We start from the raw sequence: 22,210 nt of genomic DNA on the forward strand, positions 1-22,210 counted from the left end.
CGCCCAAACCGGCCGCGCCCCAACCGCCTGCGGCCCAACCGCCCGCGCCCAAGCGCCGCTCCGGCCCCAAACCCCTGTCGGACTGCGATCGGTTTGAGGTGCTGGAAAGCCAGATGAAGGCCCTGACGGACCTGGAGCGGTCCTTCGCCGGCCTGGACCTGAGCAATCCCGTCTATCGCCGCCTGCTGGAAAAGGCGGTGAAGGCGGTCGTCCTGATGGGCCCCGATCCGGTCGATCCGGCGCCGGACCAACCGGACACATCGGACACATCGGACACATCGGACAGTGTTTTTTCCACGCCCGTCCCCTCCTGACGGTTCCGATCCGGTCCTGAACAGGTGACGAGGGGCGCTTCAGCCCCTACCTAGGCGTCATGACCCTTCATGCCGCCCCGCCGCCCCTCCTCGACGCCGCCGGCGTTTCGACCGACGACGCCCTGTCGATCCTGAAGTCCGCCTTGGCCGGGGCGGACGACGGGGAGCTGTTTCTGGAACGCTCCGAGAGCGAGAGCCTGGTGTTCGACGACGGGCGGCTGAAATCGGCCGCCTATGACGCCACCGAGGGGTTCGGCCTGCGCGTGGTGGCGGGCGAGACCGCCGGCTACGCCCACGCCAATGAGATTTCGGCCGCCGCCCTGGGCCGCGCCGCCGACAGCGCCGCCCTGGCCAAGGCGGGGCATGAGGCCCGCGTCGCCGAGGGGCCGCGCGCCACGAACCAGAAGCTGTATGCCGAGGTCGATCCCCTGGCCTCGCCCGCCTTCTCCGACAAGATCGCCCTGTTGGCCGAGATCGACGCCTGGGCCCGGGCCCGCGATCCGCGCGTGGTCCAGGTCTCGGCCTCCCTGGTCGGCGAGCGGCGCGCGATCGAGATCCTGAGGGCCGACGACCGGGCGGTGCGGGACGTGCGGCCCCTGGTGCGGCTGAACGTCTCGGTCACGGTCGAGCAGAACGGCCGGCGCGAGAGCGCCTCCTCCGGCGCCGGGGGCCGGGCGGGCTTCGAGGCCTGGGTGGCGCCCGAACGCTGGCAGGCCCAGGTGGACGAGGCCCTGCGCCAGGCCCTGGTCAATCTGGAGGCCGTCGACTGTCCGGCAGGCGAGATGGACGTGGTCCTGGGCGCCGGCTGGCCCGGCGTCCTGCTGCACGAGGCGATCGGCCACGGCTTCGAGGGCGACTTCCACAGGAAGGGCTCATCCGTCTTCAACGGCATGATGGGCAAGCGGGTGGCGGCGCCGGGCGTGACCGTGGTCGATGACGGCTCCATCGCCGGGCGGCGCGGCTCCCTGTCGGTCGACGACGAGGGCACGCCCACGGGCCGCACCGTCCTGATCGAGGACGGGATCATGGTCGGGCTGATGCACGACCGGCTGTCGGCGCGTCAGCTGGGCGTCGCCGCCACCGGCAACGGCCGCCGCCAGTCCTTCGCCCACATGCCCATGCCGCGCATGACCAACACCTTCATGGAGGGGGGGCGGGATTCCAAGGCCGACATGATCGCCAATACGAAGCGCGGCCTCTACGCCGCCAACTTCTCGGGCGGCCAGGTCGACATCACCAACGGCAAGTTCGTCTTCCAGTGCAATGAGGCCTATCTGATCGAGGACGGGGTGATCACCGCCCCCGTGCGCGGCGCCACATTGATCGGCGACGGGGCCACGGCCCTGACGAAGATCCAGATGATCGGCGACGACTTCGCCTTCGACCCCGGCGTCGGCGTCTGCGGCAAGGCCGGACAGGGCGTGCCCGTCGGCATCGGCCAGCCCAGCCTCAAGATCGGCGGCCTGACCGTCGGCGGAACGGCGGTCTAGGGGGCGGAACCGGATCGCGCGACCGTGAGTTTCCCCGCCACACAGGAGAGGAGACTTACCGTGGCAACCGAACGCACCATCAAACACCCCGACGGCCGGGTCGAGCGCGTCAGCGAAAACTCGACCGGCCCGACCATCGTCGAGCAGCGCCGCAGCGGCGGCGGAATGGGCGGGGTCATCGCCCTGATCGTCGGCCTGGCCCTGGTCCTGATCATCGGCTGGTTCCTGATGAACATGAACCGCAATGAGGCGATCGAGTCCAACGCCGTAGCCGGCGCGGCCGAAAGCGTCGGCAACGCCGCCGACACCGTCGGCGAGGCCGCCCGCGACGCCGTGCCCGAGCGCGCGACGCCTGCCAATTAACCCATTGATAATACTTACGAAATAGGCGCGTCGCCGGGGGCCTCGGCCGGCGGCTGCGGCCGCCAGTCGGGGCCCAGAGGCTCCAGCCCCTGGGCCTCCAGCCGGTCCAGCAGGCCGCCCGGCTGGGCCAGCAGCCGCAGCGGGGCGATGGCGACCGTGGTCCCGCCCTCGGCCAGGGCCTGGTCCACCGCCTGGCCCCACAGGGCCTCCAGCGCCGGCCCCTGGCCCATCACCACCCAATAGGAGCAGGCGCTGACGGCCTGATCCAGGGGCGAGGCCAGCACCTCGGCGACGCGGCGCCGGCGCCAGGCCTCGGCCCGCCGCTCGCCCTCCGCCTCGCCCAGCTCGGCCGCCGTCACCGCCCGCGTCATACAGTCGAGATAGCGCTCGGGCGGGGTCGTCAGCACCCGATCGATGATCTCGTCCCCCCGCAGGGTGCCGACCGGCTCGGCCGGCTTGCGGTTGCTCCGCGCCGCCCGCCGCACCAGGTCCGAGACCGGCCGCTCGCGCCGGGCGTAGCCGCCCCGCTCCATCAGCTCGGCTGACAGCAGCAGCAGGCTGGTGCGGCTGGGCCCCTCGCCCGTGACCCGCTCCAGCCGCGCCTCCAGCTCCGGCGGCAGATAGTCGGCCGTGGTCCGGCCCTCGGGCAGGCGGGTCAGGGTCCGCGCTCGCCAGATGACCCGCCCCAGATCGGCCAGGGACGCCCGCCCCTGCACCGGGAACAGCACCCGATCCGCCCGCTCCACCGCCGTCGTCAGGGCTTCGGTCCGCCAATCCATGTCGCGCGACAGGCCGTCGATCGACCCGACCAGGATCAGGGTCGCGTCCCCGCGCAGGATCTCCCACATCGGCCCCTCGATCCGACGGGCGGTGACGACGATGTCCTCCACCGCATCGGCCGGCGGGTCCGCCTCCTGGGCTGTCGCCCGCCAGCCTGCGCTTGCGGCAAGCAGAATAGAACAGAGAAGAGCGGGGATACGGTTCATGAATTCACTGTATTCGCGCGCCTTTCGGTTTCGTAATGAAATGTCTGTAATGATGGCGGCGATTTAATCCACCTTTCCGCCTTGTAACTGGAGATGAACGTCGGCTGACGGCACACCCATCGACAACATTCGAGGGGAAGACCGATGACGAAGACCTTGCTGCTGGCCAGCACCGCCCTGTTCCTGTCGGCCGCATCGGCCTTCGCGGGGGACGAGCCCCAGGTGGCCCAGGCGCCGGTTCCGACCGGCCCGGCGGGCCAGGCGCCCCTGGCCGACGCGACCCAGCGCGGCGTTCTGGTCTTCACGCCCGACTTCTTCGCGGCCCAGCGCCCCAATACGGCGCTCGACATGGTCAATCGCGTGCCGGGCTTCGAGGTCGACGACGGTTCCGGGGCGCGCGGCTTTGAAGGGGCGGTCGGCAATGTGCTGATCAACAACGCCCGTCCGGCCTCCAAGAACGACGGCGGCTCCAATGTGCTGAGCCGCACCCCGGCGCGTCAGGTGGAACGGATCGAGCTGATCCGCGGCGGCGCGCCCGGCATCGACATGCAGGGCTTCTCGGTGGTGGTGAACGTCATCCTGAAGACCGAGGCCAGCCGCCAGTCGATCCTGACGTGGAACACGACCCAGTTCGAAGGCGCGGGCCAGGATCTCTACGGCGGCAGCTATCAGTTCACCGCCCGAGACGGCGACCGCAGCTGGGGCGTGACCCTGTCCGACGGCATCAGCATGAGCGATTCCAACGGCCCCGGCCGAACCGTCCGCCGCAACGCCGCGGGCGATGTGCTGCGCGACGAGGTTACCGACACCGACGGCTACGGCGGCGGCAATTCGATCCGCGGGACCTACGCCGGCCCGATTGCAGGCGGCAAGGTCGACCTGTCCGCCCGCTATGGGATCAATGACTGGAACGGCGTCTACACCAGCCGTTCCGCGACCGCCTTCCGGCAAAGCCTCGACCAGGAGGACAACAAGAGCGGCGAGTTCGGCGTCACCTGGGAGCGGCCGCTGAACGACCGGTTCAAGCTGGAAACCCGCCTGATGCATGAGTTCGGCAGCTGGGACGGGGTCTCGACCTACAACGTCCTCAGCAACGGTCTGGACGCCCCGGAGGAGCGGTTCGTCTATTCGGGCGAGCGGTCCGAGACCATCCTGCGCGCCCTGATCCGCCACGAACGCTCGCCCAAGCTGACGATCGAGACCGGCGGCGAGGTGGCCTACAACATGCGCCAGACCGACCAGGCCTATAGCGTGGGCGGGGCGCCGGTGACCCTGCCCAGCGCCTCGGTCAAGGTGGAGGAGACGCGCGGCGAGGCCTTCTCCAAGGGCACCTGGCGGCTGCACCCCGACCTGACGCTGGAGGCGGGTCTGCGGCTGGAGGCCTCGACCATCAGCCAGTCGGGCGACGCCGATCAGGAGAAGAGCTTCTTCTTCGCCAAGCCCCGTTTCATGGCCACCTGGACGCCGATGCCGAACAACCAGCTGCGCTTCCGCTTCGAGCGCGAACTGGGCCAGCTCGACTTCTCCGACTTCGCCGCCTCGGCCGATCTGGAGGACGAGAACGTCTATGGCGGCAACGTCGATCTGGAGCCGGAGCAGCGCTGGATCACGGAACTGACCTATGAGCGCCGCTTCTGGGGCGAGGGGGTGGTGTCCATCGGCTATCGCCACGACGAGATCATCGACGCCATCGACCGCATCCCCCTGGCGGGCGGCCTGTCGGCGGTGGGCAATATCGGCGAGGGCACGCTGGACCAGCTGTCGCTGAACGTGACCGTGCCGCTGGACAAGCTGGGCGTCTCAGGCGCCCGCTTCACCTTCAGGAACGACTGGAACAAGACCGAGGTCACCGATCCGACCACGGGCGAGACGCGGCCCATCTCAGGCGTCCGCCCGTCCCAGGCCAATGTCGGCTTCGAGCAGGACCTCACCCGCCTGAAGCTGCAGTGGGGGGTGACGTGGCTGCCCTATCTGGGTCAGCCCAGCTATTCGCCCGACCAGGTCTCTCGTTGGCGCGGAACCGACTATTTCGAGCTGTTCGCCGAATACAAGCCCAGCCCGACCCTGGCGATCCGCGCGCAGCTGAACCTGTGGGACGACTTCACCAGCCGCCGCACCGTCTTCGCCGACCGCGACACCCGTGCGGTGGCCTTCGTCGAGGACAGCGTCGTGGATCCGCGCACCTTCGCCTCTATCCGGGTCCGCAAGACCTTCTGAGGCGGCTGAGGCCAACGAAAAGCCCCGGCGGATCGCTCCGCCGGGGCTTCTTGCGTCGAACAGGCGGGCTTTAGTGGATCCCGGCCATGCCCTTCTTGAGCAGGGGCGACATCAGCAGCAGGAAGACGCCGACGCCGACGCCCGTCCAGCCGATGGTGCCAAAGATCGACCCATAGGTCTGAAGCGCCAGCTCGGGGCTGGTGACGACACCGGCGACGGTGTCAGTCGCCGTCGCCTTGGCGATGATGCCGGCGACGATATGGGCGACGGAGCTGGACAGGAACCAGACGCCCATCATCATCCCGACCACCCGCGCCACCGACAATTTGGTGATCATCGACAGGCCGACCGGCGACAGGCACAGCTCGCCGATCGTGTGGAAGAAGTAGGTCAGGAACAGGAAGATCAGCGGCACCCGGAAGGCGTCGTTGGCCTGGGTCGCGGCAGCCCAGGTCAGCACCAGGAAGCCCAGACCGACGAAGACCAGGCCGAAGGAGAATTTGACCGGGGTCGAAGGCTCCAGCTTGCGCTTGGCCAGCCAGACCCAGAGGGCGGCGATGATCGGCCCGCCCAGCACGATGATGCCGGGGTTGAAGGTCTGGGTCATGGCGGCGTTGAACCATGACGGCATCTGGGTGGACTGGTCTGCGAACAGGGTCAGGGACGACCCTGCCTGTTCGAACAGGGCCCAGAACAGGACCGAGAAGAAGATCAGCACCTGGGCGACCAGCATGCGCGACCGCTCGGCGCCCTTGAGCCGGAAGACCGTGAAGCCCACCACGGCGGCGAAGATGACGCCCGCGATCCACGGCAGGGCCGTCTCGATGATCTCGTGGCGCTGCATCAGCAGCCAGGTCGGGATGACGGCGACGATGCCGGCGATCCAGAAGAAAGGCACCAGCGGCACGCCCAGGATGGAACGGCCCTGAACGGGGACCGGCGGCGCGCCGCGGCCTTCGAGCCAGGACTGGCCCAGGACGAAGGTCAGCAGGCCGAACAGCATGCCGATGCCGGCCAGGCCGAAGCCGTAGGCCCAGCCGTATTTGATGCCCAGATAGGAGCAGGCGATGGTCGCCAGGAAGGAACCGAGGTTGATCCCCACGTAGAAGATGGTGAAGCCGCCGTCGCGCCGGGGGTCGTTCTCTTCATAGAGAGCGCCGACGACGGTTGAGATGTTGGCTTTCAGGAAGCCGACGCCCACGATGATCAGGGACAGGGCCAGGAAAAGAACCGGCTCGCCGAGCGCCAGATCCCGCGTGGTCTCCAGCGTATAGGCGCCGGTCGCGGTGAAGGCGGGGAAGCCGGCCTTGGCGGCGGCCTCGGGCGCGGCTGCGGTCGCCGGATCCAGCGCTCCGGTCGGCTGGGCGTTGATCGCCGCTCCCGTGGCGACGGCCGCCACATCGGAGGCGTTGGCGGCGGAGGGCTCGGCGCCCACGGCGGAGACGCCTTCGGGCGATATGGCGACCTGGACCCGTTCATCGCCGTTGACGGCGAAGATGCGGCGGTTCTGGTCGCGGCCCTCGACCTGCAGCTCATAGGTGGTGTCACCGATGGTCAGGCGCTCGCGACCGCCCGTGCCTTCGAAGGCCATGGTGAAGTGACCCAGGACCAGCAGAACGGCGCCGATGATGACGGCCTTGCGCGATCCGAGATAGCGGTCGGCGATCAGGCCGCCGAGGACCGGCATCAGATAAACGAGGGCGGCGTAGGCGGCGTAGATGCCTTGAGCCTCGGCCGGGCCGAACAGGAAGTGCTGGGTCAGATAGAGGACCAGCAGGGCCCGCATGCCATAGTAGGAAAAACGCTCCCACATTTCCGTGAAGAACAGGATCACCAGCCCCCGCGGGTGCCCCAGGAAAGTCTTACGAGGCGCGAGCGCCCCCCCATCCGTCACTGTCAACGGCTCACTCCCAACTGCCGCGCCTCAACGGGGCGCGCGAAAGGCGCATACCCAGCACAGGGAGCAAACCCGAACAAGAGTTAAGGTTATGCGCCCCCTCGCCGCACCCGGCGATGCGCCGAACTGGCGCCCGATATGCAGAGGTCCCCGCATCCCGCCGCCGGGGCGCCAATATGGCCCGGTCGAGGACGGGAGGGAGTGTTGAATGGCTGTGCGGCCGATCCGCCGATCCGACTATGCGGCGCTGAACGCCCTGCACCGCCAGGTCGGCTGGCCCGAGCGGTCCGAGGCGGGGTGGCGGTGGCTGGAGGCCAATCCGGCGCGACGGGACCTGGACGCCCCGACCGGCTGGGTCGTCGTCGATGAGGCCGATGCGCCCCGGGCCATGCTGGGCAATCTGGTCCAGAGGTTTCGGCGCGGCCCCGAGGTTCTTTACGCCGCCACCGGTTTTTCCATCATCGTTCCGCCCGAACGACGGGGCGCCAGCCGGCCCCTGATCAAGGCCATATTGGCCCAGTCGGGCCTGTTCGCCTGCTACACCCTGAACGCCAACGCCCGGTCGGCGCCGCTCTATCCCCTGTTCGGCTTCAAGCCGGCGCCGGCCCAGACCCACGCCCTGAAGCTGGCCTGGAGGGTCGATCCCCTGACCTGTGCGAAGGGCCGGCTGCTGCGCGGACTGCTGGGCGGAGTGTCGGCGGAGACGGCCCGGCGGTTGGGCGACCGGCTGATGAACCGCCGCCTGTTCAAACCCCGCCGCCTGAAGCTGCCGGACGGGGTCCGGGTGCTGACCGACCTGGGCGAGGGTTCGCCCTATGCCGACTTCTGGCGGGCCCTGGTCGCCGAGGGCCGGCTGATCGCCGACCGCAGCCCCGAGATCATGGCCTGGCGCATGAGCGACCCCGACATGACCCTGGCGCCTGTGGTTCTGGGCCTTTTTCACCGGGACCGGCTGCAAGGCGTCGCCCTGGCCCACATGAACAAGACCCGTCTGATCGATCCGCCCTGTCTGGACATCCTGGATCTGGCGGCGCTGGACGGGGCGGACGACGCGATCGAAATCCTGGCCCGGACCCTGATCGACAATGCGCGGGGCCTGGGCGCGGCCAAGGTCAGGCTGCAGGTGACGACGCCCCTGATGCTGGAGCGTCTGGGGCCGCTGGCCGCCAAGGCCCGGCGCGAGGGCGGATGGGGCCACGGCCACGCCGTCTTCCGCGATCCCGTCTCCGCCGAGGAATGGAGCCCCACCCCGTTCGACGGGGACTACGCCGTCTGCCTGCGCCCCGTGCCGGCGCCCCGCCGGTCGTCGATCAGGCGCGAAGTCGAGCGAGACGCCGCCGTCTGAGCCGACCGGTCTTGCTCCGGGGCGGGCCGGCGATCGGACACGAAAAAAGGTGTCCGATGTGTCCGATCTGTCCGACGCCCTTTGATTTTGCTGAAGAATAGTCCGCCGTGGACCGGAAAGTCCGTCGGCGAACGGTCGCGCCGTCCTTTGCGATGTCGAATACCGAAACGCCAGTCTAGGCGCTGCGGAAGGACCGACGGCCGATTGGGCGGCTCGATCCGCAAGGCGTTGAAAAATCGATCTCTTTACGCCCTGACCTATAGCGACGTCGGCGCGAAGGCGAGGCGCGGACCGGGTCGCGGCGTCGTTCAGCGATCAGGCTCTAGAGCATGATCGTTTCGGACGGAACCGCTTCGCGGTTCCGACAGAAGCGTGAATCATGCTCTCGCTTTAATCTGGAGCCTGATTCACGGCTTCAGTGGAATCGCGAAGCGATTCCACTTCAACCGATCAGGCTCTAGGGCCGGGCCTTCAGCGTGTCGCGGATCTCGGTCAGCAGGGCCTCGGTCGGGGTCGGGGCCGAGGGCGCCGGATCCGGCTTGGCGGCTTCCTGGCGGCGCAGGCTGTTGATCCCCTTGACCAGCAGGAAGACGACGAAGGCCACGATCAGGAACTGGATCACCGTATTGGCGAAGGCGCCGTATTGGATCGCCACCTTCTCGACCGCTTCGGTCGCCGGGTTTTCAGGCCGCAGCACCCATTCCAGCTCGGAAAAATCGACCCCGCCGGTCAGCAGGCCGATCGGGGGCATCACCACCTGATCCACCAGGCTTTTGACGATGCCGTTGAAGGCGGCGCCGATGATGACGCCGACCGCCAGATCGACGACGTTACCCTTGATCGCGAACTCGCGGAACTCGGACAGAAGGCTCATGCGGGGTCTTTCGGTCGTTAGGCTTAGGCGTCCCCAGAAGCGTTCAGACGTTCGCGCAGTTCCTTGCCGCTCTTGAAGAAGGGCACGGCCTTGGCGGGAACGTCCACGGTCTCGCCGGTGCGGGGATTGCGACCGACGCGGGCCGGTCGCGAACGGACGGAAAAGGCCCCGAAGCCGCGCAGTTCGACCCGGCCGCCGTCGGCCAGGGCGCCGGTCATTTCGCCCAGGATGACGTTGACCAGCCGCTCCACCTCCGCATGGGTCAGGTGGGTGTTTTCCGCCGCAAGCTTCTCGATCAGCTCGGATTTGATCATCAGGGCCCCTGCCAGCTCATGATCGGCAGGCCGCGCCCGCCGATGATCCACTGTACGGCACCCTAACCGCCGCCCGCCCCTCTAAAAAGCCCCTATCGGGCCGCGAGCCCTCGGATTTGCATGAATTATGTCCGGTTCCGGTCATTGGCCGCCGCCACACAGGAAAAAGGCGGCGGGATCGCTCCCGCCGCCTTGGTCTTTTTTGGTCGCTATCGCGAAGCGCGCGGCGCTCCGCTGCTTGAGCGAGGTCCGCTATCGCGAAGCGCGCGGCGCTCCGCTGCTTGAGCGAAGCGCCTGACGCCTTGCGGCGAGCGCCTTACTCCTTGGAGCCGGCGTTCTTCAGCGCGGCGCCCAGGATGTCGCCCAGGGAAGCGCCCGAGTCGGACGAGCCGAACTGTTCGATGGCTTCCTGTTCGTCCTTCATTTCCAGCGCCTTGATCGAGACCGAGATGCGGCGCGAGGCCTTGTCCACGGCGGTGATCATGGCGTCGGCGCGGTCGCCGACGGCGAAGCGTTCCGGACGTTGCTCGTTGCGGTCGCGCGACAGGTCCGACTTGCGGATGAAGGCGGTGACCGGGGCGTCGTCTTCACCGAACTTGACCTCGATGCCGCCCGACTCGATCGCCGTCACGGTGACGGTGATCTGCTGGCCGCGACGGTACGCATCGCCCTCGCCGATCGGATCGCCGCCCAGCTGTTTGATGCCCAGGGAGACGCGCTCCTTCTCGACGTCGACGTCCAGGACCTTGGCCTTGACCATCTCGCCCTTGCGGTAGCGCTGGATGGCTTCTTCACCCGAGACCGACCAGTCGAGGTCGGACAGGTGGACCATGCCGTCGATGTCGTTGTCCAGGCCGATGAACAGGCCGAACTCGGTGGCGTTCTTGACCTCGCCCTCGACGGTCGAGCCGATCGGGTGGTTGGCGACGAAGGCGTCCCACGGATTGTCCTGGGCCTGCTTCAGGCCCAGCGAGATGCGGCGCTTGGAGGCGTCGACGTCCAGGACGACCACGTCCACTTCCTGAGAGGTGGAGACGATCTTGCCCGGATGGACGTTCTTCTTGGTCCAGGACATTTCCGAGACGTGGACCAGGCCCTCGACCCCGGCTTCCAGCTCCACGAAGGCGCCGTAGTCGGTGATGTTGGTGATGCGGCCCGTGTATTTGGCGCCGACCGGGTACTTGGCTTCCACGCCGTCCCAGGGGTCCGACTGCAGCTGCTTCATGCCCAGCGAGATACGTTGGGTGTCCGGATTGATCTTGACGATCTGGACCTTGACGGTGTCGCCGACGGCGAGAACCTGCGACGGGTGCGAGACGCGCTTCCACGACATGTCGGTGACGTGCAGCAGGCCGTCGATGCCGCCCAGGTCCACGAAGGCGCCGTAGTCGGTGATGTTCTTGACCACGCCGTCGCGGACTTCGCCCTCTTGCAGCTGGCCGACCAGCTCGGTGCGCTGTTCGGCGCGGGCCTCTTCCAGGATGGCGCGACGCGAGACGACGATATTGCCGCGCGGGCGGTCCATCTTCAGGATCTGGAACGGCTGTTCCTTGCCCATCAGCGGGCCGACGTCGCGGACCGGACGGATGTCGACCTGCGAGCCCGGCAGGAAGGCCGAGGCGCCGCCCAGGTCGACGGTGAAGCCGCCCTTGACGCGGCCGACGATGGCGCCGTTGACCGGATGACCTTCGGCGAACACGGCTTCCAGACGGGTCCAGGCTTCTTCGCGGCGGGCCTTGTCACGGCTGATGACCGCCTCGCCCAGGGCGTTTTCGACGCGCTCCAGATAGACTTCGACATTGTCGCCGACCTTGGGCAGGGCGCCGTCTTCGCCCTGGCCGAATTCGCGCATGGCGATGCGGCCTTCGGTCTTCAGGCCGACGTCGATGATGACGATGTCTTTTTCGATGCCGACGACGCGGCCGTGAACGACCTGGCCTTCGCCGAAGTCGCGGCCCGACAGTTGTTCGTCGAGCAGGGCGGCGAAATCGTCGCGGGTGGGGGTGAGGGTGTCAGTCATGGAGCTGAAAAGCGTTCCGTAGGGGCTGTGGCGCGCGACCGAACGGCCCCGCGCGAGGTGGACGTCAAAAAGGATAGGCAGGTCGTCAGGATGCGAGGCCGGATCGGTCAGAACGCCCGCGGAAGCCGAGGACGAAGCGTTGGATTTGCAAAACCGGTCAGAGACCGTGTTTCGCGCGCGCCGTCTCGACGATACGGCGGGCCGCATCGAAGGCGGCCTCTATATCCATATCGGTCGTGTCCAGCAAGACCGCGTCTTCGGCCTGGACCATGGGGGCCGCGCCCCGGCCGGCGTCGCGCGCGTCCCGACGCTGGATATCGGCCAGCATCTCTTCGAAGCCGATGTCGAAGCCGCGCGCCGTCAGCTGTCTCCAGCGGCGCGTCGCGCGCACCTGCGGCGTCGCGGTGACGAACAATTTGGCGGGGGCGTCGGGCGCAATGACCGTGCCGATGTCGCGGCCGTCCAGAACCGCCCCGCCCGCCTGGGCCGCAAAGGCCTGCTGCAGGTCCAACAGGGCGGCGCGGACGCCGGGATGGCCCGCCACGCGGCTGGCCGCCTCGCCCGCCTCGCCGGTCGTCAGGCGGGGATCGTCGGACAGGCCGGCGACATCCAGGGACCGCGCAGCCTCGGTCGCGGCCGCCTCGTCATCGAGAGACCGGCCGGCCTCCAGCAGTTTCACGCCCACGGCCCGGTACAGCAGGCCCGTGTCCAGATGCGGCAGGCCATAGGTCCGCGCCAGACGCGCGGCGATGGTGCCCTTGCCCGAGGCGGCCGGGCCGTCGACGGCGATGATCAGGGACATCAGGCGGCGGAGTCCACGCGAACCGGGGCGAGGCGAAGACCCAGGGCCTGCATCACCTTGAAGATGGTCGAAAGCTCGGGCCGTCCTTCTTCGCTGAGGGCGCGATAGAGGGCGGTGCGCGACAGTTCGGCGTCGCGCGCCATCTGGGTCATGCCCTTGGCGCGGGCGACCACGCCGAGCGCATTTGTGATCAGGCGCGGATCGCCCAGTTCGGCGGCGGATTCAAACGACGCCACCAGAAACTCTTCAACCGCCTCCGGCGTGTCGAGAAAGTCGGCGGCGTCGAAGGGGACAGTCTCAATCGGCATTTCTCAACTCTCTCGCCAGAAGCAAGGCCGCCTCTATGTCCCGCCTTTGGGACGACTTGTCGCCTCCGCCAAGCACGACGACCCAGGTGCGGTTCCGTTGGAACGCGTACACGCGGTAGCCGGGACCGACGTCGATCCGCAGTTCGCTGACGCCCTCCCCGATGGGTTTGACGTCGCCCCAGTGCCCGAACTGAAGCCTTGTCAGCCGATCGGCGATCTTCGCCAACGCCCGTGCGTCCCGCAGCCTAGCGCGCCAAGCGACGAACTGCGGCGTCAGTTCAATCTCAACATCCCCACTGTCGTCTATAGGCGACATTTCGTCAAGCGATCCGCCCGCCCAGCCCGTTCATCATCTCGACAAAGCCAGGGAAGCTGGTGGCGATCATGCCGGGCTCATCGACCGAGACGGGCTGATCCGAAGCCAAGCCCAGGATCAGATGGCTCATGGCGATGCGGTGGTCGTGGGCGGTGTGGACAAGGCCGCCGCCGCGCACCGACCCGCCCTCCCCGGCGCCCGTGACGATGAAGCCCTCCGGCTCCTCCTCCACCTGGACGCCGCAGGCGCGCAGGCCCTCGACCATCAGCGAGATCCGGTCGCTTTCCTTGACCCGCATTTCGCCCACCCCGCGCATCACGGTGACGCCTTCCGCAAACGCGGCCGTGGCGGCCAGGATCGGATATTCGTCGATCATCGAGGCGGCGCGGTCTTCGGGCACGACCACGCCCTTGAGCGTCGAATGCCGGGCGGTGACGTCGCCGACCGCTTCCCCGCCGGCCTCGCGCCGGTTCGATATCGTCAGGTCGGCGCCCATGTCGCGCCAGGCAGCGAACAGGCCGGTGCGAAGCGGGTTCAGCATGACCCCCTCGACCGTCACCGCCGAACCCGGAACGATCAGGCCGGCGGCCAGGGGGAAGGCGGCGGACGACGGATCGCCCGGCACGGCGACGAAGGTTCCGGTCAGGGGTTGTCCCCCCTTCAAAGAGACGACCCAGCCCTGGCCCATCTCTTCGACACCTACCTCGGCGCCGAAGGCGCGCAGCATCCGCTCGGTGTGGTCGCGGCTCTTTTCCGGCTCGGTCACCGAGGTGACGCCCTGGGCGTTCAGTCCGGCCAGCAGTATGGCCGACTTGATCTGGGCCGAGGCCACGGTCTGCACATAGTCGATCGCCGTCAGCGTCCCGCCGGTCAGGGCGACCGGCAGCCGATCCTCGGCGGCCCGCCAGTCGAACCGGGCGCCCATGTCGGCCAGCGGGCCGGTGACGCGCTTCATCGGCCGCCTTCTCAGGGAGGCGTCGCCGTCGAAGGTCGCCGTCAGCGGATAGCCCGCCGCCGCCCCCATCAGCAGGCGAACACCGGTGCCGGCGTTGCCGCAGTCGATCACCGAGGCGGGCGTCTTGAAGCCCCCCGCCCCTTCGATCCGCCAGCGCCCCTCGCCGATCCGTTCGACCTTGGCGCCGAAGGCCTGGACCGCCCGGGCGGTGGCCAGGACGTCGTCGCCCTCCAAAAGGCCCTCGACCTCGGTCACGCCCGAGGCCATGCCGCCCAGGATCATCGAACGGTGGGACATGGACTTGTCGCCCGGCGCCCGCACCGTTCCGGCGAGGGCGTTCGAACGGCTGGCGGTCAGTTGGGACGGCATTTTCACCCGCTTCAGGCTGGCTTGTCGAAAGGGCCGCGCGGGCGGCGCGAAAGACAGCTTTTGACAGCGGCTCCGAGGGGTGGCAAGGGACCGCCCCGAATTCAACCCGTTGAAGGTTCCAAACGTGGCCAATCCCGAACTGGGCGCCAAACAGGTTTGCCCGAACTGCCAGGCTAAGTTCTACGACCTGAACCGCCGCCCCGCCCACTGCCCCAAATGCGGCACGGACTTCGATCCCGAAGAAGCCCTGAAGCTGCGCAGCCGCCGCGCCCGTCCCGGCTATCCGACCGACGACGAGGACGCCGAAGATCAGGTCAAGGACAAGGCGGCCGACGGCGAAGAGGACGAGGACGAAGAGATCCGCGCCCCGGAAATCGACGAGGAAGGCCACGAGCCGATCCTGACGCCTGACGACGACGACGATTCCCCCGCCGACGCCGCAGACGAGCCGGGCATGGGTTCGACCGACGGCGACGATGACGACCTGGGCGACGATGACGACGACTCGGTGCCCTTCATCGAGGACGAAGACGACGACGACCTGGACGACGAAATCGCCAAGCCGTCGCGCGACGACGACGACTGATCTTTTTTGTTGCGCCCGCCGTATTTCCCTTTAGGGAGACGCGGCGGGCGGACAGGCTTTCGGACCCTTGCGGTTTGAAATCTCTGCCCTTTTCCACACCTGGAACCGATGTGAAAATAAATGTCGAAACGGGCTTGATCCTAAAAAAGCTCTGACATAGGTTCCGCCGCCTCGCCGGGGGCCATCGCAAGATGAACCGGGCGAACCAGACCGCAAGGTCCGGGGCTTTAGCTCAGTTGGTAGAGCGCTTGCATGGCATGCAAGAGGTCAGCGGTTCGACTCCGCTAAGCTCCACCAGTTTCCAAGGGGCCGGCTGCGACGCAGCCGGCCCCTTTTAATTTTCCGGACCCTGATCGACTCCGCCCGCCGCCGCAAAGGCGTTTACCCTCAGTTGGTAAGTTGCGGCCTATGTTTCACCGAACGACGCTCAGAACGAGACGGTTAGTGAACATCCAGCATCATGATTTCGCCGTCACGGCCGGTCTCCCCGTCCAGCCGACAGCCATCATCGACCAGCTCGAAACAGCGCGTGCGCTGATCGAAAGCCGTTTCTCCGACGCCGGGGGCCGGCTGGCGGGGTCGTTGGAAATGGTGGGACGACTGATCGAATCCCTGGATCGGCTTGAGGTCACCCTGGACGCCAAATCCGTGTCGGACACGACCCAGGACCTGTTGTCCACGGCCGAGGGACTGAACGCCCTGCCGGAGGCCCAGCAGGACCGGATCGCCTATTTCGCCAACATCAAGGTCGCCGGCGCCCAGCTTCAGGCCAATATCGAGTCGATGCGCACAACGCTGCGCTACCTCCGGGCCTTTGCGCTGAACGTCAAGATAACGGCCGGGTCCACCATCCGCGCGTCGGACGAGTTCGCCGGCTTCGCCGAGCGCATGTGCAGCCAGCTGGACCTGGGCGTCGGCCAGTTGGACGAACTGGCCGATCAGCTGACGGATCTGTCGACCCGCCTGCAACAGGCCCTGGAGTTCGAACAGACTCTGAGCGGCAAATACGCCGCCCTGATCCCCGCCGTGCCGGACCGGCTGGCGGTCGACGCCCGCGCCATTCAGGAACAGCATACCCAGATCGCCGACGTCGCCCGTTCGATCGCGGCCATAGCCCGCGACATCCAGACCAAGGTCAGCAAGGCCCTGATGGCGCTTCAGATCGGCGACATCACCCGTCAGCGCATCGAACACGTCCAGCTGGGCCTGCGCGTCGCCAGCCGCCTGGCGGCCCAGTCGGACTTGGCCGAGGAGGCGCGCGACCGGGCCGAACGTCGGCTGCTGCACATGCTGGCTGCCCAGATGTCCGATATCGCGGCCGATTTCGAGGCGGAAGCGGTCAAGGTGACCCAGAGCCTGAACGGCATGGCGGCGGACACGGCCCAGATCCTGGCGGTCAACGCCCTGGGCGGCCGGGGCGGCAAGGGCGGATTGCGCGAACTGGAAGAGAGCCTGGGACACGCGGGCCTTCTCGTCGGCGACGTGACTGCGGCCATGGCCAACGCCCACAGGATCAGCAACGAAACCGTCTCGGCGGTCGAGGCCCTGTCGCGCCGGGTCGGCGCCATCCAGGGCGTCAAGCGCGACATCCAGCAGATGGCCATCAACAGCAGCCTGCGCTCCAACCGCCTGGGCGACATCGGCAAGCCTTTGAGCGTGATCGCCATCGAGCTGAGCAGCCACGCCGGCCAGCTGGAGGAAGAGGCCGATCTGACGCTCAGCTCCCTGAACGCACTGGCGGGCGTCGCCAATGACAGGCCGGCGGGCGGCGATCAGGACGGGCGGGTGGACGCCGGTCGTCTGAACGGGGTACGCAGCCGTCTGCGCCAGGCCGCCGACGTGGTCGAGCACGACCTGAGCGGCCTCAGCGACCAGGGCGCCGCCACGGCGCGGTCCCTGACCGTCGCCGCCGAACAGCTGGGGCTGAAGGCCGACATGGGCGACGCCCTTCACGCCGCCGCCGCCGCCCTGGTCGAGGCCGCAGGGCCCGAGGTGGACGACCTGTCCCAGATCGAGGCCGCCCTGGACGAGGCGATGAACGAGATCGGGCGCTGCTATACGATGGCGCGCGAACGGCTGATCCATGCCGAATACGCCGTTCCCAAGGACGCTGCGCCGGAAGGCGAAGAGGCTCAGGCCGAGACGGCGGCCGTCGAAGCGGCGCCGGCCGAGGCGGACGAGTTCGCCGACCTGCTGTTCTGAAGATCACGCAGCCCTGAAATGAGAACGCCGCGCCGACGTCTCCGTCGGCGCGGCGTCAACTGTCGAACAGGCCGAAGACCAGGCCCGGTTCAGCGCGACCGATCGACCGCCATGATTTCGCGCGCGATATGTTCCAGCGCCATGATCTTTTGGGCGGCGCCCCGGGCGATGGCCTCCTTGGGCATGCCGAAGACGATCGAGCTGGCCTCGTCCTGGGCCACGGTCACGGCGCCGGCCTCCTTCATCTCCAGCAGGCCGCGCGCCCCGTCGTCGCCCATGCCGGTCATGATGACCCCCATGGCGTTGCGGCCGGCCGCGCGGGCGGCCGAGCGGAACAGGACGTCCACCGAGGGCCGGTGCCGCGAGACGGGCGGACCGTCCTTGATCGCCACCTGATAGCGGGCGCCCTGGCGTTCCAGCAGCATGTGTTTGTCGCCCGGCGCGATCAGGACGTGGCCGCGCAGGACGGGATCGCCGTGCTGGGCCTCCTTGACCTCGACCTCGCACAGGCTGTTCAGCCGTTTGGAGAAGGCGGCGGTGAAGCCGGCCGGCATGTGCTGGACGATGACGATCCCCGGCGCATTGGCCGGCAGGGCCTGCAGGACTTCGCGGAGGGCTTCGGTGCCGCCGGTCGAGGCGCCCAGACAGGCGACCATTTCGGTGGTGCGGGCCATGGCCGCGCCGCTGGGCGGCGGCAGCATGGCGTCGGCCGTCAGCTTGGTGCCGGGATCCAGCGTCCGGGCGGTCGGGCGGCGGGCGCCGACGCGGGCGCGGGCGGCGGCCTTGACCACGTCGCGGATGCGGTCGCCGCTCTCGGCCAGATGGTCCGCCGCCCCGATCCGCGGCTTCAGGATGATGTCGACGGCGCCGGCTTCGAGCGCCTGCATCAGGGTCTCGGAGCCCGCCTCGGTCAGGGAGGAGCACATGACCACCGGGATCGGGCGCTGAGACATCAGTTTCCGAAGGAAGGTGATGCCGTCCATGCGCGGCATTTCCACATCCAGGGTGATGACGTCGGGCACGTCCTCGGCGATGCGGCGGGCGGCGACGAAGGGATCGGACGCCACCCCCATGACTTCGATCTGCGGATCCGCCGACAGCACGTCCACCAGGGTCTGGCGCACGCTGGCGGAATCGTCGATCACCAGAACACGAACCTTGGGCATGAGGTCAGGTCTTCCGGAAGATGGTGTTGGCGACGGTGACCAGCGGCAGTTCGATGCCGGTGATGCTTTCCGAATGGCCGATGAACAGATAGCCGCCGGGCCGCAGACGGGCGCACAGACGGTTCAGAACCTTGGCCTGGGTCTGTTTGTCGAAATAGATCATGACGTTGCGGCACATGATCATGTCGAAAGGATCGCCGACCGAATAGGCCTCGTCCATCAGGTTCAGCCGCGCCAGCGACAGCTTGGACCGCAGGGACGGATGAATGCGGCTTTCGCGGCGGCTGGCGTCGCGCGCCCTCATCACCCAGCGCTTCATGTCCGCCGGCACGGGCGTCAGCATTTCGTCGGGATAGACGCCGCGCAGGGCCGTCTCCAGCACCTCGGTCGACAGATCGGTGCCCAGGATCTGATAGTCCGGCCCGCCCTCTTCGTCGGCGAACTTCTGCAGGACCATGGCCATCGTATAGGGCTCGGCGCCCGTGGAACAGGCCGCGCTCCAGGCGCGGATGCGACGCTGCCCGGCGGCCTTGAACTCGGGCAGGACGTGGCTGGCCATATAGTCGAAATGGCGCGGCTCGCGGAAGAAGTCGGTCTTGTTGGTCGTGACCGCGTCGATCAGGAAGACGGACTCGGTCTCCAGCCCGCCGTCCTTGAACAGATAGTCGCAATAGCGGTCGAAGGTCTCATGGCCGGTGACGCGCAGCCGGCGACGCAGCCGTCCCTCCAGCATGGTGCGCTTGGACGAGGGCATCTTGATGCCGCTGTAGTCATAGATGTAGCGCGCCAACCGTTCGAAGTTGCGGGCGCTGATCTGATCAAGCGTGGGGGCGGACCGTTCTAGCGCCGCTTGGGACAAGGCGTTTCTCTCTTCTTTTTTATGGGCCGTTCGCGCCGCCCTCAGGCGGCGCGTTCGACAGGGGCGAAGGCGGCGAGATCGGCCGCATCGCCAGTGGTGGACAGGAGGCGAGGCAGGTCGATCAGGACGACGAAGCCGTCGTCGCGCCGCACCACGCCGGAGATGTAGTCCGAGCGCCATTTGATGCCGATGTCGGGCGAGGGCTCGATCTGGTCGGCGGCGAAGCTGGTCACCTCGAACACCCGGTCGGCGACCAGACCCAGGCTCAGGGTCCGGTCCTCCAGCGGGATGTCCAGGACCAGGATCCGGGTGTTCAGGGTCGGTTCGACCGGCGCCATCCCCAGGCGGATCCGCAGATCCGCCGTGGGAACGCCCTGGCCGCGCACATCGGTCAGACCCATCAGATAGGCGGGGCTGTTGGGGATGCGCGACGGGGGCTGATAGGTCAGGATCTCCCGCACCAGCCCGACCGGGGCGGCGAAGACCTCCTCGCCCAGGCCGAAGCTGACGTACTGGCCCTCAGCCGCACCCGCTTTTTCCACGGGGCCGGACATCAGGCGCTCTCCCGGAAATCCATGTCCTCGGCGTCGGCGCCGCCGCTGGTCAGGTCCAGGGCGAAGCCCTGGGCCCGGGCCTGCTGGGCGTGGACCGGAGACTTGGCCGAAGACGGGGCCGCCGATTTGGCGACCGGACGGGCGGCGGGCTTGGGCGGCGACTTGAAGGTCGAGGCGCGGGCGGGAGCTCGGGCCGGAGCCCGTCCGCTGCGGCCGCCGGCCGAGTCGGTGCGGAAGAAGGCGATGGAGGTCTGAAGCTCCTCGGCCTGGGCCGCCAGTTCTTCCGAGGTCGCCGACATCTCTTCCGAGGCGCCCGCATTCTGTTGCGTCACCTTGTCGAGCTGCTGAATGGCCTCGTTGATCTGGTTGGCGCCGACGTCCTGTTCGCGGCAGGCGGCGGAGATTTCCGAGACCAGTTCGGCGGTCTTGCGGATGTCCGGCACCAGGCGCTGCAGCATGTCGCCGGCCTCTTGAGCGGCCTTGACCGTGTCGCCCGAGACCGCGCTGATCTCGGCGGCGGCCGTCTGGCTGCGTTCGGCCAGTTTGCGCACTTCCGAAGCCACGACCGCGAAGCCCTTGCCGTGTTCCCCGGCGCGGGCGGCCTCGACCGCCGCGTTCAGGGCCAGCAGGTCGGTCTGACGCGCGATCTCCTGCACGATGCCGATCTTGTCGGCGATGGTGCGCATGGCGTCCACCGCGCGGGTCACGGCCTCGCCGCTCAGTTCGGCGTCCTTGGCCGACTGGCGCGAGATCTTTTCGGTCTGGGCGGCGTTGTCGGCGTTCTGTTTGATGTTGGCAGCCATCTCCTCCATCGAGGCCGAGGCCTGTTCGGCGGCGGCGGCCTGTTCGGTCGCGCCCTGGCTCATCTGCTCGGAGGTGGCCGACAGTTCCTGGCTGCCCGAGGAGACGTTGTCGGCGGCCGACAGGGCGTCGGCGACCACGCCGCGCAGACGCTCCACCATCGACTGCAGCGACAGGCCCAGGGTGTCCTTGTCGGACAGGGGCTTGGGCTGGACCGTCAGGTCGCCGTTGGCGATCTCGTCGGCCATGGCGGCGGTGGCCCGCAGATTGGCCGTCATGCGATCGACCGTATCGACCAGATCCTTGATCTCGTCATTGGTCGTGACCTTGATGTCCTGATTCAGGTCGCCGATGGCGACCGCCTCAATGGCCGTGGAGACCTTGCGCAGGCCCAGGGTGACGGTGCGCGCAATCCACAGGGCGGCGACCACGCCGATGACCAGGCCGGCGACGACCAGGGCGATGAACATCGTCCGGGCTTCGGAGAAGACCTTGTCGCCCTCGACGCTGGCGGCCTTGCCGCCGTCGACGTTCAGGTTCACGAGCTTCAGCAGGTCGGCCGACATGTCGTCATACAGCGGCTTGCTGGCAAGCATGGCCTGGGCGGCGGCCTCGTTCTGATTGACGCGCGAGAAGGTCAGCATCCGCTCGCCGTCCCGCAGATAGTTTTCGAACTTGCCGGCGAACTGATTGTAGAGCGCCCGCTCGTCGTCCGAGGAGATGAGGGCCTCATACTTCGCCCGTTCGCTCTTGATCGTGTCGAGCGTGGCGGCGATGTCCTTTTCGACCTCGGCCATGCGCGCCGGATCGGTCGAGGTGATGTGGGCGTACTGCTGGGCCCGCAGGTCCGAGGTCGCCGTATTGAGGCTGTGGATGGCGTCGATGCTCGGCATCCAGTTTTCGGTGATGACGGTCGACTGGTCGTTGACCGCGCTCATCTTCATGACGCCGACGACGCCGAGAATGAGGGAGATCGCCAGGACGGCGGCGAAGGCGCCGGCCAGTTTTGCTTTGATCGTTAAGCGCATTTCATAGCCCCTTTTTCTGATGTCAGGCCGGTGAAGGTCCGAAGGTGGATGCGGACGACGTTCGTCCGGTCGTGGTTGCAAGGCACAGGCGCGGATCGCGTGAACCGGGCGAAGGCGATGGGCCTGCCATCAGGCGCTCTCCCGGAAGTCCATGTCCTCGGCGTCGGCGCCGCCGCTGGTCAGGTCCAGGGCGAAGCCCTTGGCCCGGGCCTGTTGGGCGTGGACCGGGGATTTGACCGAAGGCTGGATCGAACCCGACTTGGACGAGGACCGTCCGATCGACTTGGCGGATTTGAAGCCGGCGGCGCGGGCCGGGGCCCGTGCAGCGGCGCGACCGCCGGCGGAGTCGGTGCGGAAGAAGGCGATGGAGGTCTGAAGCTCCTCGGCCTGGGCCGCCAGTTCTTCCGAGGTCGCCGACATCTCTTCCGAGGCGCCCGCATTCTG

At 67.9% G+C, this 22,210-nt stretch carries 20 protein-coding genes, 1 tRNA gene and 1 pseudogene; 8 read left to right on the forward strand and 14 right to left on the reverse strand.

The genetic code is table 11. The annotated features are described in order from the left end of the window. The 3 genes from AC07XS_RS13950 to AC07XS_RS13960 form a co-directional block, all read left to right on the forward strand. Nucleotides 1–314, forward strand: a 314-nt coding sequence (locus AC07XS_RS13950) for a hypothetical protein (RefSeq protein ID WP_182714928.1), incomplete at its 5' end; no start/stop codon positions are given. Nucleotides 315–373: 59 nt separating this feature from the next. After that, nucleotides 374–1,804 carry a metalloprotease TldD gene (tldD, locus tag AC07XS_RS13955; RefSeq protein ID WP_152949466.1) on the forward strand — a complete coding sequence of 477 codons (1,431 nt, stop codon included), beginning with the start codon at nucleotides 374–376 and terminating at the stop codon, nucleotides 1,802–1,804. A gap of 60 nt (nucleotides 1,805–1,864) precedes the next feature. Then, complete coding sequence (locus tag AC07XS_RS13960) at nucleotides 1,865–2,167, forward strand: hypothetical protein (RefSeq protein ID WP_182714927.1); 303 nt, start codon at nucleotides 1,865–1,867, stop codon at nucleotides 2,165–2,167. Between the two features lie 14 nt (nucleotides 2,168–2,181). Here the strand turns inward: AC07XS_RS13960 and AC07XS_RS13965 are convergent, their stop codons facing one another. Further along, nucleotides 2,182–3,153, reverse strand: coding sequence for a TraB/GumN family protein (locus AC07XS_RS13965; protein ID WP_182714926.1), 972 nt, complete (start codon nucleotides 3,151–3,153; stop codon nucleotides 2,182–2,184). A gap of 144 nt (nucleotides 3,154–3,297) precedes the next feature. On the opposite strand from AC07XS_RS13965, the gene AC07XS_RS13970 reads away from it, so the two are divergent. After that, complete coding sequence (locus tag AC07XS_RS13970; protein ID WP_182714925.1) at nucleotides 3,298–5,370, forward strand: TonB-dependent receptor domain-containing protein; 2,073 nt, start codon at nucleotides 3,298–3,300, stop codon at nucleotides 5,368–5,370. 70 nt (nucleotides 5,371–5,440) lie between these two features. On the opposite strand, the gene AC07XS_RS13975 is transcribed toward AC07XS_RS13970, so the two are convergent. Further along, nucleotides 5,441–7,204: a peptide MFS transporter gene (locus AC07XS_RS13975; RefSeq protein WP_054764683.1), complete on the reverse strand. Its 1,764-nt coding sequence runs from the start codon at nucleotides 7,202–7,204 to the stop codon at nucleotides 5,441–5,443. A gap of 271 nt (nucleotides 7,205–7,475) precedes the next feature. On the opposite strand from AC07XS_RS13975, the gene AC07XS_RS13980 reads away from it, so the two are divergent. Beyond that, entirely contained in the window at nucleotides 7,476–8,612 is a 1,137-nt protein-coding gene (locus AC07XS_RS13980; protein ID WP_182714924.1) for a GNAT family N-acetyltransferase, read from the forward strand. A gap of 457 nt (nucleotides 8,613–9,069) precedes the next feature. On the opposite strand, the gene mscL is transcribed toward AC07XS_RS13980, so the two are convergent. The 7 genes from mscL to aroA all read right to left on the reverse strand — a co-directional run bounded on the left by mscL (nucleotide 9,070) and on the right by aroA (nucleotide 14,570). Then, nucleotides 9,070–9,486 carry a large-conductance mechanosensitive channel protein MscL gene (gene mscL / locus AC07XS_RS13985; protein WP_182714923.1) on the reverse strand — a complete coding sequence of 139 codons (417 nt, stop codon included), beginning with the start codon at nucleotides 9,484–9,486 and terminating at the stop codon, nucleotides 9,070–9,072. Nucleotides 9,487–9,509: 23 nt separating this feature from the next. Beyond that, nucleotides 9,510–9,800, reverse strand: coding sequence for an integration host factor subunit beta (locus AC07XS_RS13990; protein WP_054766822.1), 291 nt, complete (start codon nucleotides 9,798–9,800; stop codon nucleotides 9,510–9,512). Between the two features lie 316 nt (nucleotides 9,801–10,116). Next, complete coding sequence (gene rpsA, locus AC07XS_RS13995; protein WP_054764680.1) at nucleotides 10,117–11,820, reverse strand: 30S ribosomal protein S1; 1,704 nt, start codon at nucleotides 11,818–11,820, stop codon at nucleotides 10,117–10,119. Between the two features lie 157 nt (nucleotides 11,821–11,977). Beyond that, a complete protein-coding gene (cmk, locus tag AC07XS_RS14000; protein WP_182714922.1) occupies nucleotides 11,978–12,622 on the reverse strand; it encodes a (d)CMP kinase in 645 nt (214 codons plus the stop codon). Continuing rightward, on the reverse strand, nucleotides 12,622–12,930 hold the full coding sequence (locus AC07XS_RS14005) for an addiction module antidote protein (RefSeq protein ID WP_182714921.1): 309 nt from the start codon (nucleotides 12,928–12,930) through the stop codon (nucleotides 12,622–12,624). Before AC07XS_RS14005 ends, cmk begins: the two co-directional genes overlap by 1 nt. After that, complete coding sequence (locus AC07XS_RS14010) at nucleotides 12,920–13,246, reverse strand: type II toxin-antitoxin system RelE/ParE family toxin (protein ID WP_182714920.1); 327 nt, start codon at nucleotides 13,244–13,246, stop codon at nucleotides 12,920–12,922. Before AC07XS_RS14010 ends, AC07XS_RS14005 begins: the two co-directional genes overlap by 11 nt. A 4-nt stretch (nucleotides 13,247–13,250) precedes the next feature. Continuing rightward, a complete protein-coding gene (gene aroA, locus AC07XS_RS14015) occupies nucleotides 13,251–14,570 on the reverse strand; it encodes a 3-phosphoshikimate 1-carboxyvinyltransferase (RefSeq protein ID WP_182714919.1) in 1,320 nt (439 codons plus the stop codon). A 124-nt stretch (nucleotides 14,571–14,694) separates the two neighbouring features. Between aroA and AC07XS_RS14020 the strand changes: the two genes are divergently transcribed. The 3 genes from AC07XS_RS14020 to AC07XS_RS14030 all read left to right on the forward strand — a co-directional run bounded on the left by AC07XS_RS14020 (nucleotide 14,695) and on the right by AC07XS_RS14030 (nucleotide 17,358). Further along, the gene (locus tag AC07XS_RS14020; RefSeq protein WP_054766821.1) at nucleotides 14,695–15,156 is read left to right on the forward strand and encodes a TIGR02300 family protein; all 462 of its coding nucleotides are present in this window, start codon (nucleotides 14,695–14,697) and stop codon (nucleotides 15,154–15,156) included. Nucleotides 15,157–15,377: 221 nt separating this feature from the next. Beyond that, nucleotides 15,378–15,453: transfer RNA gene (locus tag AC07XS_RS14025), tRNA-Ala, on the forward strand. Between the two features lie 147 nt (nucleotides 15,454–15,600). Next, on the forward strand, nucleotides 15,601–17,358 hold the full coding sequence (locus AC07XS_RS14030; RefSeq protein WP_152949455.1) for a hypothetical protein: 1,758 nt from the start codon (nucleotides 15,601–15,603) through the stop codon (nucleotides 17,356–17,358). An 89-nt stretch (nucleotides 17,359–17,447) separates the two neighbouring features. Here the strand turns inward: AC07XS_RS14030 and AC07XS_RS14035 are convergent, their stop codons facing one another. The 5 genes and pseudogenes from AC07XS_RS14035 to AC07XS_RS14055 all read right to left on the reverse strand — a co-directional run. Continuing rightward, the gene (locus tag AC07XS_RS14035) at nucleotides 17,448–18,524 is read right to left on the reverse strand and encodes a protein-glutamate methylesterase/protein-glutamine glutaminase (protein ID WP_054764674.1); all 1,077 of its coding nucleotides are present in this window, start codon (nucleotides 18,522–18,524) and stop codon (nucleotides 17,448–17,450) included. Between the two features lie 4 nt (nucleotides 18,525–18,528). Beyond that, nucleotides 18,529–19,383 carry a CheR family methyltransferase gene (locus AC07XS_RS14040; RefSeq protein WP_152949454.1) on the reverse strand — a complete coding sequence of 285 codons (855 nt, stop codon included), beginning with the start codon at nucleotides 19,381–19,383 and terminating at the stop codon, nucleotides 18,529–18,531. A 41-nt stretch (nucleotides 19,384–19,424) separates the two neighbouring features. Next, nucleotides 19,425–19,937 carry a chemotaxis protein CheW gene (locus tag AC07XS_RS14045; RefSeq protein WP_182714918.1) on the reverse strand — a complete coding sequence of 171 codons (513 nt, stop codon included), beginning with the start codon at nucleotides 19,935–19,937 and terminating at the stop codon, nucleotides 19,425–19,427. Then, on the reverse strand, nucleotides 19,937–21,766 hold the full coding sequence (locus tag AC07XS_RS14050) for a methyl-accepting chemotaxis protein (RefSeq protein WP_494732678.1): 1,830 nt from the start codon (nucleotides 21,764–21,766) through the stop codon (nucleotides 19,937–19,939). The genes AC07XS_RS14045 and AC07XS_RS14050 overlap by 1 nt, the downstream gene beginning before the upstream one ends. Before the next feature lie 129 nt (nucleotides 21,767–21,895). Continuing rightward, a pseudogene (locus AC07XS_RS14055) lies at nucleotides 21,896–22,210 on the reverse strand (methyl-accepting chemotaxis protein); the annotation flags it as partial.

The organism is Brevundimonas sp. GW456-12-10-14-LB3, assembly GCF_059424365.1.